At 72.7% G+C, this 15,843-nt stretch carries 8 protein-coding genes and 3 pseudogenes; 5 read left to right on the forward strand and 6 right to left on the reverse strand.

Translation table 11 applies throughout. The features are described 5' to 3' along the window. Positions 1–86: 86 nt before the first annotated feature. From RLT59_RS39445 to RLT59_RS26170, 5 genes and pseudogenes are all read left to right on the forward strand, one after another. Positions 87–470, forward strand: a pseudogene (locus tag RLT59_RS39445) (single-stranded DNA-binding protein); the annotation flags it as partial. 447 nt (positions 471–917) lie between these two features. After that, entirely contained in the window at positions 918–2,372 is a 1,455-nt protein-coding gene (locus RLT59_RS26155) for a Cys-Gln thioester bond-forming surface protein (protein ID WP_311305665.1), read from the forward strand. 207 nt (positions 2,373–2,579) lie between these two features. Further along, positions 2,580–4,244 carry an energy-dependent translational throttle protein EttA gene (ettA, locus tag RLT59_RS26160; protein WP_311305666.1) on the forward strand — a complete coding sequence of 555 codons (1,665 nt, stop codon included), beginning with the start codon at positions 2,580–2,582 and terminating at the stop codon, positions 4,242–4,244. Positions 4,245–4,249: 5 nt separating this feature from the next. Continuing rightward, positions 4,250–4,672 (forward strand): acyl-CoA thioesterase, encoded by a 423-nt coding sequence (locus tag RLT59_RS26165; protein WP_399126114.1) that lies wholly within the window; start codon positions 4,250–4,252, stop codon positions 4,670–4,672. After that, the gene (locus RLT59_RS26170; RefSeq protein ID WP_311305667.1) at positions 4,669–5,361 is read left to right on the forward strand and encodes a DUF8010 domain-containing protein; all 693 of its coding nucleotides are present in this window, start codon (positions 4,669–4,671) and stop codon (positions 5,359–5,361) included. The genes RLT59_RS26165 and RLT59_RS26170 overlap by 4 nt, the downstream gene beginning before the upstream one ends. A gap of 22 nt (positions 5,362–5,383) precedes the next feature. Here the strand turns inward: RLT59_RS26170 and RLT59_RS26175 are convergent. From RLT59_RS26175 to RLT59_RS26200, 6 genes and pseudogenes are all read right to left on the reverse strand, one after another. Further along, a pseudogene (locus RLT59_RS26175) lies at positions 5,384–6,345 on the reverse strand (ABC transporter ATP-binding protein). Beyond that, a complete protein-coding gene (locus RLT59_RS26180) occupies positions 6,342–9,116 on the reverse strand; it encodes a permease-like cell division protein FtsX (RefSeq protein ID WP_399126975.1) in 2,775 nt (924 codons plus the stop codon). The pseudogene RLT59_RS26175 and the gene RLT59_RS26180 overlap by 4 nt, the downstream one beginning before the upstream one ends. Positions 9,117–9,132: 16 nt before the next feature. Beyond that, a pseudogene (locus RLT59_RS26185) lies at positions 9,133–12,272 on the reverse strand (FtsX-like permease family protein). Positions 12,273–12,434: 162 nt separating this feature from the next. Then, entirely contained in the window at positions 12,435–12,839 is a 405-nt protein-coding gene (locus tag RLT59_RS26190) for a globin (protein WP_073738979.1), read from the reverse strand. Positions 12,840–12,949: 110 nt separating this feature from the next. After that, the gene (locus RLT59_RS26195; RefSeq protein WP_311305669.1) at positions 12,950–14,311 is read right to left on the reverse strand and encodes an FHA domain-containing protein; all 1,362 of its coding nucleotides are present in this window, start codon (positions 14,309–14,311) and stop codon (positions 12,950–12,952) included. Positions 14,312–14,418: 107 nt separating this feature from the next. Next, the gene (locus RLT59_RS26200) at positions 14,419–15,777 is read right to left on the reverse strand and encodes a vWA domain-containing protein (RefSeq protein ID WP_311305670.1); all 1,359 of its coding nucleotides are present in this window, start codon (positions 15,775–15,777) and stop codon (positions 14,419–14,421) included. Positions 15,778–15,843: the final 66 nt, after the last annotated feature.

The raw sequence follows: 15,843 nt of genomic DNA on the forward strand, positions 1-15,843 counted from the left end.
GAATTCCGCCTCCCCCTCAGCATGGGATCAGCGACCGGCCGCTAGGGCGCGGGTCGCTGAATCCAGTGTGAGGGGGAGGCGGAGTCATGAACGAGACCTTGGTGACGCTGGTGGGCAATGCGGCCACCGGTGTGGAGTTCCGGGAGACCCAGAGCGGGGGAATGGCGCGATTCCGGTTCGCGGTGACGCCGCGGCGGTGGGACCGGGAGAAACAGCTCTGGGCGGACGGGCACACCAGCTTCTACACCGTGTGGGCATGGCGCACTCTGGCGTCCAATCTGACGGGTTCCGTCTCCGTCGGGGAACCCCTGGTGGTGCACGGCAGGCTGAAGGTGCGTGAGGAGGAACGGGAGGGTCAGCGAAGGACGTTCGTGGACATCGAGGCGACGGCGGTGGGCCACGATCTGACCAGGGGCACGTCGGCGTTCCGACGGGTGGTCAGGGCGGACCCGGGGCTGGTGTCGCGCACCTGGGGTGCGTCTGCGGCCGAGCAGGACCGGTGGGCGACGCCACCGCGGGAGCGGCCGGAGCGAATGGGGCAGCCGGATCAGTCAGGTCAGGAGGGCCAGGCGGATCAGGAGGACCAAGGGGACCAGGGGGGCCAGGAGGATCGGCAGGGAGGGCGGGCCGGTCGGCCGGACCGGGTGGAACGGCCGGCGGCCAGGCGCCGGGTGGTGCGCCGCAAAAGCGGGCCCGAACTCGTGTCCGCGCCCTGACCGGTGGCACCAACCAACACCGGCCCAGGCGTTGGCGGGGATAACGATTCTGAGTCGGAATGGTTATCCGAAGGTGTGACGGGGGACTGTGCTCCGCTTCGTACTTAGGATTCCCCAGTACTCACAGGGCACTTGAGTCGGCAGGCGGGACATTCCCCACACGCGCACCAGGCGCGAGGGTCTCGCCCGGAGGGGAATTCTGTGTTTTTTGCTTCTTCAGCGACCATTTCGTCATCCAGGGCGACGGTCGAATCCCGACGGATCCGGGGCATATCCCGCCTGGCGGCGTCGGTGGTGGCATCCGGTCTGGTCATCGCCGGCACCCTCGCCGGTGCGGGCGGCGCGGCTGCCGACGAGGCGCCGCAGCACCAGGGCGGCGCGAGCGCGGTACTGGACGGGTTGAAGACGTACGACGCCGCGGTGCTGCACGCGGACGGCAAGGATCAGCGGCTGCCGGCCGGGCTCTTCGAGATGACCGTCGACGGCGGCGGCAAGCTCAAGACGTACTGCATCGACATCCACAACCCCACCCAGGACCAGGCGAAGTACCTGGAGACCCCCTGGGCCCAGACCTCGCTCGGCGGCAACGAGAACGCCGGCCGGATCCGCTGGATCCTTGAGCACTCCTACCCGCAGGTCGACGACCTCTCGGCACTCGCAGAGGCTGCGGGCACCGGCCCGCTCACCGAGAAGACCGCGGCCGCGGGCACCCAGGTGGCCATCTGGCGCTTCTCGGACAACGCCGACGTCGACGCGTCCGACAGCCAGGCGGAGAAGCTCGCCGATTGGCTGCAGAAGTCCGCCACCGACACGGCGGAGCCCAAGGCGTCCCTCTCCCTGGACAACGCCGCCGTGTCCGGCCGGTCCGGTGAGCTGCTGGGCCCGGTCACCGTCCGCACCAACGCCGGTCAGGTCTCGGTGGCACCGCCCGCCGACTCCGCCAGCGGCATCGAGGTCACCGACAAGAAGGGCAAGGCCGTCACCACGGCGGCCAACGGCACCGAGCTCTACTTCGACGTTCCGTCCGCCGCCGCCGACGGCTCGGCGTCGCTGACCGTCCAGGCCACCACCTCGGTACCGGTCGGCCGGGCCTTCGCCGGTGTGACCAAGAGCCAGACCCAGATCCTGGCCGGCTCCAGTGAGTCCACGGTCGCCGCGAGCGCCACGGCGACCTGGGCCAAGAAGGGCGCGATGCCCGCGCTCTCCGCCAAGAAGAACTGCGCCAAGGGCGGTGTGGACGTCACCGCGAGCAACAAGGGCGACGAGCCGTTCACCTTCGAGCTGGCCGGGGCGAAGCACACCGTCGCGGCGGGCAAGTCCGCGACCGTGACCGTGCCGGTCGCGGAGGACCAGGCGTACGACTTCACGATCACCGGTCCCGGCGGGTTCACGAAGACGTTCACCGGCGTGCTGGACTGCAAGACCAGCGGTCCCGCCACCACCACCGGCGGCCTCGACACCCAGACCGCCGAGCAGCCCAGCACGACCACCGCCACCGCGGGCGGCAGCTCCACGGGTGCGGAGGGCGACCTCGCAGAGACCGGAAGCTCCAACGCCACCCCGGTCATCGCGGGGGTCGCGATCGCCCTCGTCGTCATCGGCGGCGGCGCGGTCTTCTTCCTCCGCCGGCGCAAGGGCCAGACCTCCGGCCAGTGATGAGCCGTAGGCACACGGTGACGATGTGCTGATGACAGCCCCGGGACGCGACCGCGTCCCGGGGCTGTCGCGTACCCGGGGTACGGGCCGGGCCCTTCCGGGGAGCGCGAAGGCGAGTACCGCGGGCAGTACTGGTTTCCATCCGGGGGTGGCCGTCAGGCAAGATGGGGTGTATCTGCCCACTCATCGATTGCCGGACGGTTTCTCTTGGCTGAGTACATCTACACGATGCGCAAGACACGCAAGGCGCACGGCGACAAGGTCATCCTTGACGACGTCACGCTGAGCTTCCTGCCCGGCGCGAAGATCGGTGTGGTGGGTCCCAACGGTGCCGGTAAGTCCACGGTGCTGAAGATCATGGCGGGCCTGGAGCAGCCGTCCAACGGTGACGCCTTCCTGTCGCCCGGGTTCAGCGTCGGCATCCTCATGCAGGAGCCCCACCTCGACGAGTCGAAGTCCGTCCTGGAGAACGTCCAGGACGGCGCCGCTGAGATCATGGGCAAGCTCCAGCGGTTCAACGAGGTCGCCGAGGAAATGGCGACCGACTACACCGACGCGCTCATGGACGAGATGGGCAAGCTCCAGGAGGACCTGGACCATGCCAACGCGTGGGACCTGGACGCTCAGCTGGAGCAGGCCATGGACGCCCTGGGCTGCCCGCCCGGCGACTGGCCGGTCGTCAACCTCTCCGGTGGCGAGAAGCGCCGCGTGGCGCTCTGCAAGCTGCTCATCGAGGCGCCGGACCTGCTGCTGCTCGACGAGCCCACCAACCACCTCGACGCCGAGTCGGTGAACTGGCTGGAGCAGCACCTCTCGAAGTACGCGGGCGCCGTGGTGGCCGTGACCCACGACCGGTACTTCCTGAACAACGTCGCCGAGTGGATCCTCGAACTCGACCGCGGCCGCGCCATCCCCTACGAGGGCAACTACTCCACGTACCTGGAGAAGAAGGCCACCCGCCTCAAGGTCGAGGGCCGCAAGGACGAGAAGCGCCAGAAGCGCCTCAAGGAAGAGCTGGAGTGGGTCCGCTCCAACGCCAAGGGCCGGCAGACCAAGTCCAAGGCACGTCTCGCCCGGTACGAGGAGATGGCGGCCGAGGCGGACAAGATGCGGAAGCTGGACTTCGAGGAGATCCAGATCCCGCCGGGCCCGCGGCTCGGTTCCATCGTCGTCGAGGTCGAGAACCTCTCCAAGGCCTTCGGTGACAAGGTCCTCATCGACGACCTGTCGTTCACGCTGCCGCGCAACGGCATCGTCGGCATCATCGGTCCGAACGGCGCGGGCAAGACCACGCTGTTCAAGATGATCCAGGGCCTGGAGACGCCGGACTCCGGCGCCATCAAGGTCGGCGACACGGTCAAGATCTCCTACGTCGACCAGTCCCGCGCCAACATCGACCCGAAGAAGACCCTCTGGGCCGTCGTCTCGGACGAGCTGGACTACATCAACGTCGGCCAGGTCGAGATGCCCTCGCGGGCGTACGTCTCCGCGTTCGGCTTCAAGGGCCCGGACCAGCAGAAGCCGGCCGGTGTGCTCTCCGGTGGTGAGCGCAACCGCCTCAACCTGGCGCTGACGCTCAAGGAGGGCGGCAACCTGCTGCTCCTCGACGAGCCCACCAACGACCTCGACGTCGAGACCCTCTCCTCGCTGGAGAACGCACTCCTGGAGTTCCCGGGTGCGGCCGTGGTCATCTCCCACGACCGCTGGTTCCTGGACCGCGTCGCCACGCACATCCTGGCGTACGAGGGCGACTCCAAGTGGTACTGGTTCGAGGGCAACTTCGAGTCGTACGAGAAGAACAAGGTCGAGCGCCTCGGTGCGGACGCGGCCCGTCCGCACCGCGCCACGTACAAGAAGCTCACGCGAGGCTGATCGTCTTGGCACGTCACATCTACAGCTGCCCGCTGCGCTGGTCGGACATGGATGCCTTCGGCCACGTCAACAACGTGGTCTTCCTCCGCTACCTGGAGGAGGCGCGCATCGACTTCATGTTCCGGCTGGCGCCGGGCGACGGTTCGCCGTCGTTCGCGGGCGGCTCCGTCGTGGCCCGGCACGAGATCGACTACGTCCGGCCGCTGGTCCACCGGCACAGGCCGGTCACCGTCGAGTCCTGGGTCACGAAGATCGGCGCCGCGTCGCTGACGATCGCCTACGAGATCAAGGACCCCGACCAGGTCTACGTACGGGCGTCGACCATCGTCGTGCCGTACGACCTGGCCGAGGAGCGCCCTCGGCGGATCTCCGCGGAGGAGAAGCTCTTCCTCCAGAAGTACCTGGCCGAGGAGCCCGCTGCGGCATGACCGTGCCCGTGCAGTCGCTGCTGTTCGCCGACGCGAGGGAGGCCGCGGATCTCGCGGCCTTCCTCGGCCGGCTGCTCCACTACGACCGGGCCGCCGCCGTACGCCTCCAGGCGGGCGGCGGGGCGCTCGCCGTGTTCGGCCGACCGCCGTCGTTCGAGGTCCTGGCGATCCGGGCGGTGCGCCTCGCGGACACGCATGACTTCGACGTCACGGTGTCGGCCGGCGAACTCCTCGGATCGCTGGACGTCGAGGGACCGGACGCCGGTGCCGGGGCGCTGCCCCAGCCGGTGACCGGACCGCCCTGGACGGGCGTGCTGCCCCCGCGCGGCGGCTGGCAGGAGTGCCGCCACCCGGCACTGCCCGGCCCCGTCGCCCTGGGCACGGCGCTGAGCGCCGCCGTGAAGGAGTTCCGGGCGCGCGACGAGGCACTGCCGAAGGACCGGCGCACGCGGGCGGAACGTGACCTCATCGGACACGACATCTGGTCCCGGACCGTCGGCGGCACGGAGCTCCCGCTGCGTGCCGTGCACGCGGCGCAGTCCCTCGGTTTCCTCCGGTCCGCGCCCGGCTTCCCCGTCGCGCTGCTCTCGGCCGGGGCGTGGCTGCGGCTGCGCACCCCGTTCGGCGCGATCGCCCTGCGCCGGGCCGGTGCCGGGCTGGGCCCGCTCGGCGTCTCCGTGGGCGGCTAGGGCCTGACGGCTCCGGCCCGCCTCACTCCGGCTCGCGGGCGTCCGGCCATACCCCGATGTGGTCCTGCTCCAACTCCAGCAGCACGCGGTGCTCCATGCCCAGCGACTCCGTGTAGTCCGCGGGCAGTTGCAGCCGGCCCGCCCGGTCGAGCATCGCGTACTCCCGCGCCACCTGGGACTCCTGGCCCGTCGCCGCGTCGACCTCGGTGCGGCGCAGCACCTCGAAGGAGGTGCGGCCGTCCCGGATGGCGACCGTGCGGCGGACCTCGTTCGCGACCGCCTGGTCGTGCGTGACGATCACGATCGTCGTGCCGAGCTCCTCGTTGGCGCGGCGGAAGGCGGCGAAGACCTGTTCGCCGGTGGCCGAGTCCAGCTCCCCGGTCGGCTCGTCCGCGAGCAGCACCGAGGGGGAGTTGGCCAGCGAGACCGCGATCGCCACCCGCTGCTGCTGGCCGCCCGACATCTGCCTCGGGCGCCGGTCACGGCAGTCCGCCACCTCCAGCATCGCGAGCAACGACTCGGCGCGCGCGGCCCGTTCACGGTTGCGCCCGCCGCCGCGCAGCTGCATCGGCAGCGTGACGTTCTGGATCGCCGTCAGGTAGGGCAGGAGATTGCGGGCGGTCTGCTGCCAGACGAACCCGACGACGTCCCGGCGGTAGCGGAGCCGCTCCTTCTGCCCCATCGACAGCAGATCGCAGCCCGCCACCTTCGCCGCGCCCGCCGTGGGCACGTCGAGGCCCGCCAGGATGTTCATCAGCGTCGACTTGCCGCTGCCGGACGCGCCGACCAGCGCCAGCAACTCGCCCTCGGCGACCAGCAGATCGAGACCCTGGAGGGCCTGCACCTCCACTCCGTCCGTGGTGAAGATGCGCACCAGCCGGTCGCAGGAGATCAGCGCGTCGTGCCCGTAGGAGGGCCGGTCGCGGCTGCGGCGGCCCGCTGTTCGAGCTCCGCCAGTGTGGAATCGGTCGACGGAGTCGTCATCGGGAGTCTCCTGCCCTGAGTTCGGTGATCGAGCCGCGGCGGCCGGTCCACCAGGCCTGTACACCGGCCACCGCGGCGGTGAGGACGACCACGCCGAGTGCCGGCAGAACCATGGACCACACATCCGCCCGCAGCGGTGCGTCGTCAAGCAGACCGGAGCCCGTCCCGCTCGCGAGCGCGAGGTGCACCAGATCGACACCCGGTGCCAGCAGCGCGATGGTGGCCCGGCCGACGAGCAGGCCGCCCACGGCGGCGAGCAGCGCCTGCGGCATCGCCTCGTAGCCCAGCAGGCGTCCGCCCTGCCGGGTGCCGATGCCCATGGTGCGCAGCCGGGCCAGCAGCGTGGTGCGCTCCGGTGCGGTCCGGAGCAGCGAGAGGAGCACGGCGAGCAGGGCGTAGCCCGCGCCGGCCGCGATCGCCGCCGTGTAGATCCGCTCCGCGCCCACCTGCATGGGGGTGTCCACGTAGGCCGCGCGCGCCTCTGAGCGCAGCCGCACGGTGAGGCCCTCGCCCGCTTTGTGGACCGCCGCGCGCAGTGCCTCGGCGTTCAGCCGGTCGCCGGTGAGGAGCAGCGCGGTGGTCTGCCGGTGGGTGAGGGCCGAGGCGTCGACGACCATGAAGGAGGTGTCGGTGACGGCCGGCGTGTGCACCACCGTGCCCGCCACCCGGACCTTGAAGTCCCCGGCCAGCGACTGGAGATCGCGCGGCCGCTCCCCGAGCCGCTGGGCGACGGACGGCGAGGCGAGAACCGGCAGCACCCGGCCCTTGGCGGGCATCGTGCCCTTCGGCGTCGGCGGGCCGGTGTACTTCAGCCGGTCCGCGGTGAAGGCACCGACGCCGGTGGACCGGGCCAGCCGGGCGTAGCTGACCGGGTCGACGCCGATCAGGGTGGTGCCCTGGGCGTCCTCGAAGCCGTGCTCGGGCGGCGGCAGCGAGACGCCGTACTCGATCTGCACGGGCGCCACCTCCCGTACGCCGTCCGCCCCGGACACCGTACGGACCAGGCTGTCCGGCAGTGGTGCGGAGTCGGCCTCGCCGCTGATCCGGGCGTCCGCGCCGGTCGCGAGGACCGCCGCGGTGTCCCGGGCGGCCGCGACCCCCGCTAGGACCGAGCCGCCGAACGCCGCCGTCGTCAGCGCCACCAGCAGCGCGAGCAGCGGCAGCGTCCCGGCGGCGGAGGAGCGTCCGGCGCGGGCCAGCGCCAGGAAGCCGATGGCGCCGCGCAGCCGTGCCACGGAGCGCAGCGCGAGCCGCAGCGGCAGCGGGTAGAGCCGGACGAGCATCAGCGCCGCGATCAGCGCGACCAGCACGGGGGCGGCGCTGACCAGCAGGTCGGTGCCCCCCTCACCACCCGTGCCGCGCCGGCGCAGGGCGACGACCGCGCCGACGGCCAGCACCAGCAGGGTCAGCTCGGCGACGGTGCGCCGCCGCGACGGCCGCACGCTCACCAGGTCGTCCCGGCCGCCGTGCAGCCGCGGTCTGCGGTGCAGCAGCACGGTATGGACCGGAAGCGCGGCGCAGACCAGCGCGCCGACCGCCGTCGCCCCGGCGGCCGAGGGCCACCGCCGCCCCCCGTCGGTCACCAGCACCGCGAGCAGCAGGCCCAGCGCGGCGGCGGGCACGGCTGTCACCGCGGTCTCGGCGAGCAGCCGGCCCCCGATGGACCGCAGGGAGCCGCCCCGGGCCCGGAGCAGGGCGAGTTCGTCGTGGCGCCGGCCCGCGATCAGCCCGCCCGTCATCAGCAGCACGACGGCGGCGACGGTGACGACGGGGCGGATCGCCTGCCGCGTCCCCTCGTACGTGCTCACGATCTCGTCCAGGTCGGTCGTCACCGTCGCGGTCGCACCGGCGGACGCGCGCACCTTCAGCAGCTCCGGCCCGCCCTCCAGGGAGGCCACGGACGAGCGGATCCGGTCCGTGTCGAGGGTGGTCAGCCGCGAGACGTCCGGCATGAGCCGCCAGTACGCCTCGGGCTGCCCGGTGGTCGTGAGCAGCGCCGGCGCCGCGTCCGGAGGAAGCAGCAGCGCCGCCGTCCAGTAATAGCGCGGCTCGGTCTTCGACGGTTTGGCCACCAGCGAGGGGGTGCGCAGCAACTGCTCGGCCGACCAGTAGGCGGCCTCGGGGTGCAGCGGGGTGACGATGCCGGTGATCCGTACCGTGAACCGCCCGCCCCCGGAGGCCGGGACGGAGACGGCCGAGCCGACCTTGATCCGCAGCGCCTTCGCGGTCTCCTCCGTGACCGCCGCCTGCACCTCCTTGGTGGCGGCGGTGACCTTGCCGCAGACGGTCGGCCACCTGCCCGCGCGCAGGGTGGCGTGGTCGGGCAGTCCCGACTGCGTCGTGTACGTCAGCTCCGGGTCGATGCCGTAGGGGCGGGGGAACCAGGACTCGGTGGCGGGGATCGGCTTCGTCGTCCGGAGCCCGTACGCGGACTGGCCGCTGTCGGCCCGCAGCGGACCTGGCAGCCCGGCCAGCAGCGCCCGGTGCACGGAGCCCAGCGACTCGTCCCGCACCGCCTTCTCGCGCGCCACCTCCGGGAGCTGGAGCCCCGGCGGCGGACTGCTGACCTCCAGGACGCTGCGCCTGGGGGAGGCGGCGTCGAGGTCGTGGCGCAGCCCCTCGCCCTCGTACCGGTCGACGGCCCGTGGGAACGCGGCCGCCAGGAACGCCGTCAGCAGCACCAGCAGCCCGAGCGCGCAGGCCGCCCCCGGGGCGGTGCGCAGCCGGGTCCGTACCCATGGCGCGCACGCCGCTGTCGTACGGGAGGACATCGGACGCGGGCTCATGTCAGTTGTCCCCCTGGTGGCGCAGCGAGACCGCCGGGTCCGTGCGCCGGAGCGCGAGGACCGCGACGATCAGCACCGGCAGGGCGGCGAGGGCGGCGAGCAGCACCGCGACCTGTCCGGCGGGCAGTTGCACAGAGACGTCGGGTACGGGCCGGGCGGCCTGTCCGGTCAGCACGACGAGCGGCACCACCGCCCGGGTCAGCAGGGCCCCGAGGACCGCCCCCACCAACAGCCCGATGGCGATCAGCACGCCCTGTTCGGCGGCGATCATGCGGGCCAGCCGCCGCCGTGGCGCCCCCAGCGCCCGCAGGACCGCGAACTCCGCGGACCGCTCGCGCCGCGAGCCGACCGCCGTCACCGCGAAGCCGACCCCGGCCAGCGCCGCCGCCACGACCGCCACCGCCAGCAGCGCGGACCGCGGACCCGCCCCCAGCGGATCGCTCACCAGCTCGTCCGCGACCTCGTCCCGTACCTGGACCTGCGCCGGGTCGGTGTCGGCCCGTGCCCGGAGCGCGGCCGCCACCTCGGTACTCCGGCCGGGAGCGGTGCTCAGCCACCACTCGGAAGCGGTGAGCACGGCGTTCGGGCGCTCCGCGAAGACCTGGCTGACGGCCCTGAGGTCGAGGAGCAGCGCGCCGCCGTCCCGGGCCGCCCGCGTCTGCCCGGAGGACAGGGAGGTGGCGGACAGGGAGGCGGTGGAGCCCGGACCGGTCGTCGGGAGGGCGTGGACGGTCCGCACGATCTTCACCCGGACCGTCTCACCGGCCAGCGTCACGTCCACGCTCTGGCCGGTCCTGGCACCGGAGGCCTTCAGATAGGCGTCCGTGGCCACACCGTTCAGCGTGGCCGCCGGGGACCGGGACCGGCCGTTCGGCGCCGCCCCCGGTCACCGTCCGCAGCCCGCTCACGGTGAGCCGGTGCGATTCGTCCCGCCCGACCGGCTGCGCGCTGTCCAGTTCGAACCCGGTCACCGACAGCTCACCGGCCGGGTCCACCTGCAGCGAGAGCGGATGCGCCTTCCCGTCCACCGGCACGGAACCGGCGACCACCCGGTACGGGATGCCGTAACGGTCCTCCAGCAGCACGGTGACCACCGGACTCGTGCCGGAACGCGGGGTGCTTCCCGCCTTCGGGCCGGACGCTATGCGCAGATCGAGGCGGAGCCGGGTGCTGCCGGGCGGCAGCAGCAGCCCCGCCCGTGTGGTGTGAGAGGGCGCGAGGGAGCCGAACAGGCGGCCCGTGGCCCCGTCGGCGAGGTCGTCGCGCATCAGCATCCGCTCGTCGGCGTGCCCGGTGTCCAGGGCCAGCACCTCGGCCGTACGGCCCCCGGAGAGCTCCACCGACGTACGGAACGCGGGCGCCGCCTGCCGTACCCCCGCCAGCCGCGCGTACGCGCCCGAGCGGGCCGGATCCGCGTTGACGCCGCCCAGCATCCGGACCGGGGCGCCGGACCTGAAGTCCGCCTGGTCCTGCTGCGAACGGTCCCACGAGGCGCTCTGGCCGATCGCCAGCATGCCCATCGCGACCGACAGCACCAGCAGCAGCACCGGACCCGCGCCGCGCAGCGGCCGGCGGCTGAACTGCCAGCCGGCCAGCGCCGTGACGAGCCCCCGGCCGCCGGCCGCCCGGCGCTCCGCGAGCCTGGCCGCGGGCGGCAGCAGCCGCAGCGTCACCACGGTGGCCGCGAGCAGGGCCAGGGTGGGCGCGACGACCAGCAGCGGATCGATGCCGAGGCCGCCCGCCCGGTCGTCGCTGAGGGCGCCGCTGCCCCCGCCCCCGGTCTGCCGGTCGAGCTGCCAGTACGCCACCCCCGCGACCGCCAGCAGCCCGACGTCCGCGCCCGCGCGCACCGGCGCGGGCAGGGCGGCGGCGCGGGTGGAGCGGCGTCCGCCGGCGCTCGCGGCGAGCGCGGGCGCCACCACGGCGAGCGCGCACGCCAGCGCGGTCACGGCGGCCACCAGCCAGACGGTGGAGGTGGGGGCCCCACCGAGCCGCAGCCCGATCCGGGACAGGCCACCCCGGTCGGCCAGCAGCCGGGTCAGCGGATCGCTGAGCAGCGGGGCGACCACGGCGGCGGGCAGCGCGAGCAGCAGCGCCTCGATCGCGGCGAACGAGGTGATCCGGGCGCGCGATCCGCCGCGCGCCCGCAGCAGTTCCGTCTCGCCGCCGCGCTCACTGCTCAGCAGCCTGGCCACCAGCAGCAACGTGTATCCGGCCAGCAGCACCAGCTGCACGGCCACGATCATCAGCGTCGAGCGGGAGACGAGCAGCCCCCGGTCGATCTGGTCGAGAACGGTGGGCAGCTGGGTCCGGGCGCTCGCCCCGCTCTTGAGCTCGGGTGCGGCGAGCAACTGCTCGGGACCCTCGGCCGCCGCGTCGCGCAGCGCGGCCATCCGGTCCGTGGTGAGGGTACGGAAGTCGGCCGACGCCAGATAGGAGACCTCGCCGGAACTGGTCCGGCCCGAGCCGAGCACCGCGGGGTCGGTGAGCAGCGGTCCGTACGTCATGAAGACGACCCGGCGGACGCCGCGCCCGCCGGCCGGGTCCAGCTGCCCGTACGGATCGGCCTGGTCCGCGGCCTCGTAGGGACCGGTGACGAGGATCTGCTGCCGCTTGCCGCCGATCCGGTCGGTGAGCGTCAGCCGGGCGCGCGGCTTCAGCCCGAGGGCCTTTGCGGCGGTGCCCGGCAGCGCGACCTGGACCGGCTCTCCGGGCTTCCCCGCCCCGGCCGAGGGCATCCGGCCCCCGGTGAGCCGGACGCGGCTGAGGTCGAGCGAGGCGAAGTGGGTGAGGTCGGGATCGCCGCGCCGGGCGGCCGGGGTCTGGAGACCGCGCGGCAGCGCGTACGGGCCCGACGCCTCCAGCTTCCGTACGGTCACCGGAAGGCCGTCGAACGTGGTGCGGGCGGCCTTGCGCGCCGAGGCGTCGACGGCCTCCCGCTGCTCGGGCGCGACCTGCGCCGATATGAGTAGGGACGCGTCGGCGGCGGACCGGTGGGTGAGGGTGTGGCGCGGCGTCGCCGATGGAGCCGGAGAAGGCGGTGAGAGCGGCCAGGACGGAGGTGGTGAGCAGCACGGCCAGCACGGCCGCAGCGAGGAGGAGCCGGTGCGCCCTCACCCGCAGTGGAACGAACCCCGTCACCCTGCCCCACCCTCATCTCATGAACACGCCCCCCCCGGCGTTGCATGGATGCTTTCAGAGTGGACCTGCCTCGGTATACCGCCCATGGCCACACCTTGATGGGATAGTGACCGTTATCCGGCGGCGGAGTACCGGATTCCGCACAGGTGGGGGCCGGAGGACTCAGCCCTCGGTGTTCACCATCGAGGCGGCCGCGTAGGTGAGGTAGTCCCACAGCTGCCGCTCGTGCTCCGGGGCCAGCCCGAGCTCGTCGAGCGCCACTCGCATGTGGCTCAGCCAGGCGTCGTGCGCGGCCCGGTCCACCCGGAACGGCACGTGCCGCATCCGCAGCCGGGGGTGTCCGCGCTGGTCACTGTAGGTGCGCGGCCCGCCCCAGTACTGGATCAGGAACAGCGTGAAGCGCTCCTCCGCCGGGCCCAGATCCTCCTCCGGGTACATCGGCCGCAGCAGCGGGTCCCCGGCCACGCCCTCGTAGAAGCGGTGGACCAGGCGCCGGAAGGTCTCCTCGCCGCCGACCAGCTCGTAGAAGGTCAGCTCCTGCACCGTGTCGCGCGGGTTCTCAGTCACCTGTCCATCGTCGCAGACGCCGCGCCGGGGGACAGGGGCCCGGGTGGATCCCGATGATCACAACGGCCGGTGAGGGCGTCCCTCACCGGCCGTGTGTCGTGCCCGAAGCGTCAGCCCCGGCGGATCGTGATCGTCGTCCACGCCCCGACGTGCACCTGGTCGCCGTCCTGGAGCGGAACGGGGACGTAGGGCTGGATCGGGTCCTCCGCGCCGTTGAGCGTGGTGCCGTTGGTGGAGTTCTGGTCGACCACGGCCCAGCTGTTGTCCGGCTGCTGCACCAGCACCGCGTGCTGGTGCGAGACACCCGGGTCCTCCGGGGGCACGGACAGGTCGATGTCGGGTGACTCGCCCGTGCTGTGCCGGCGGCGGCCGATGGTGATCTGGCTGCCGGTCAGCGGAAGGTGCTGCTCCGGGGAGTACGCGGGCAGGTTGAGCCCGGTGGCCTCGGGACCGCTGCGCTGCATCATCGCCAGGAAGTAGTCACGGTCCGGAGCGACGACGGCCCCCCAGCTCGTGGACGCCTGGTCCGGTCCCTGACCTGGTCCCTGGCCCTGACCGGGTACCTGCCCCGGCCCCTGGTCCTGGCCCGTGCCGGGGCCCTGGTTCTGCCCGGGGCCGGGGTAGGGCTGCTGGTGCATCGGCTGCTGCGGCGCCTGGGGCTGCGCGGGCGGCGACAGCATCCAGTCGTCGTCGCCGGGCCGCTCGACCTGCGGCGGGGGCGGCGGGGCGGGCGGGTCGAAGACCGGGGGAGCCGTCTGCTGGAACGCGGGAGCGGCACTCTGCTGCTGGAACGAGGGCGGCGGCGGCGAGCCCTGCGAGGAACTCTGCTGCTGGGCGTGCTGCTGTCCCTGCGGGAACCCCTGCTGTCCCTGCGGGAAGCCCTGTTGGTTCTGCGGACCGGGCTGTCCCTGCGGGCCCTGACCCGGGCCCTGCTGGAACGGCGGCGGAGGCGGCGGAGGCGGCGGGCCCTGCTGCCCGTGCTGCCCCGGGAACGGCGGCCGACCGGGGCCGGGCTGACCGGGGCCGGAGGAGAGCGGTTCGGCCGGCCGGTTCACCTGCGAGGGGCGCGAACCCTGGTACTCGAACGGGTCGCGCGGCTGCGGCGGTGCGGGCGGCTGCTGGCCGGGGAAGCCCTGGGGCGGGGTGATCCCGGGACCGCCGGGGCCGGGACCGCCGGGGCCGCTCGGTCCGCCGTGCTGCGGGGCCAGCGGGGTGTAGGAGGTCGCGGTGTTCGTGAGGAAGTTCCAGCGGCACTCCTCGCAGAACGGCGCCATCGCCTCCCTCGGGGTGCGGCACTGCGGGCAGATGTCGGCCTGGGCGGTCGCGTCCGGGCCAGGGCTCGGCGGGTATCCGTAGCCGGGCGCGGGCGGCGGGGGAGGAGGCGGCGGGACAGCGGCCCCGGCCACGCGATGGCCGCAGACCTCGCACCAGTCCTCGGAACCCGACTGGTGTCCGTTCGGGCAGGTCGGCATGTCGGCGCTTCCCCCTCTCCTCGTCCGGCCCAGGGGGCCGTCATCTTTCTTGCTTCGCCGCCCGGCGGACGCATCCGGCCGGGCGGCTCATCAGTGCGGATATGTGGTTACTTCTTGACGCGGACGGTCTTCGTGGAGCGCGTTTCGAGTGTCATCTCGTCCGCTTCCGCGACCTTCGCCTTCAGTCGCACAGTACCTGTCGCCGCGTCGACGACGTCTACCACCTTCGAAAGCAGTTTCGCGGTGTCCGCGTTCCCGGACGCCGACGCCAGCTGCACCGCGCGGCCCAGTTTGGCCGTCGCGCCGTCGAAGTCTCCCGACTTGCGGGCATCGAGCCCCTGCTGGATGACTTGTGCCAGTTCCGCCTGACCCGTGTAGTGCGCGACCTGCGGATTGATCGACGTCGAGGCCACCATGTCGTCCGTCCACACCGCCCGTACCAGCCCCTGCGAAAGGGTCTGGGGCGCGCCGCCCGAGGGGTCGGGAAGGATCAGCGAGACCCGGGCCGCCAGCATCTCCTGACCGATACCGGCCTCCGGTACCTGCACGCACACGTGGTAGTCACGGGACTCGTCGCCCCAGGAGCCGGTGGGGTAGTCGCCCGCGCGCGGCCCCGCCTCCGTGCGGCGGTCGGTCAGCTCGGCGACCGTCGGCGCGACCTGCTTGACGAACTTGATCTCCACGCCGACCGGGGTCCAGAGCCGCAGCGCGACGTCCGCGACCTCCTTGCCCATCGCGTTCTCCATCATCTGCGTGAAGTCCGCGGCCAGTCCCGCCGGATCGGCGACGATGTCGGCGGTGCCGAGCAGCGCCGAGGCGATCGCTGTGACCTCTTTCACTTCCCAGTCGGTGCCGACCCCGCGGGCGTCACAGGTGAACCGGCCCGCACACGCGTCGAGCGCGGCCCGCAGGTCCTCCGGTGCCTCGTGCTCGTTGCGCCCGTCGGTCAGCAGGATGCCGTGCCGGATGCTCACCTCCGCGGCGCCCAGCAGCCGGCCGGCCAGCCGCAGCCACGTCCCGATCGCCGTACCGCCGCCCGCGCTGAGCCGGCGCAGCGCCTCCTTCGCCTGGGCCCTGGTCTGCGGACCGGCCGTGGCGAGCCGTCCGCCGCCCGGATAGACCTCCTTGGCGACGTGCGTACCGCCGATCACGGCGAAGGAGGTGCCGTCGCGCAGGGTGTCGATGGCCGCCGACGTCGCGTCGCGGGCGTTGCGCATCTTCGTGGGCGGGTAGTCCATCGAACCCGAGCAGTCCACCATGACCACCACGGCGGCGCTCGGCGCCTGTCCCGGCAGGTGCGAGGAGGCCTGGGCGGCGCCCGTCAGCGGAACCCCGCCCGTGGTGCCGCCACCGGTCGAGGTGACGGTGATGATGCTGTTGACCTCGCGGCCGCCCTCCGGCAGGAATTCGTTCTGGTACACCTCGACGGAGAACTGCGGCACGTTCGACTTGGAGAAGTTGGCCATCTGATCGGCTCCTTGAGGCTCCATGTGTCAGATGAAGACAGATTTACGGACAAAGACATCGGAGGG

Source organism: Streptomyces sp. ITFR-6 (assembly GCF_031844725.1).
Classification (GTDB): domain Bacteria; phylum Actinomycetota; class Actinomycetes; order Streptomycetales; family Streptomycetaceae; genus Streptomyces.

Coding starts and splice junctions, on each gene's coding strand:
- RLT59_RS26170 (WP_311305667.1), top strand. CDS start 4,669: ATGACCGTGCCCGTGCAGTCGCTGCTGTTCGCCGACGCGAGGGAGGCC.
- RLT59_RS26180 (WP_399126975.1), bottom strand. CDS start 9,116: ATGTCCTCCCGTACGACAGCGGCGTGCGCGCCATGGGTACGGACCCGG.
- RLT59_RS26195 (WP_311305669.1), bottom strand. CDS start 14,311: ATGCCGACCTGCCCGAACGGACACCAGTCGGGTTCCGAGGACTGGTGC.
- RLT59_RS26200 (WP_311305670.1), bottom strand. CDS start 15,777: ATGGCCAACTTCTCCAAGTCGAACGTGCCGCAGTTCTCCGTCGAGGTG.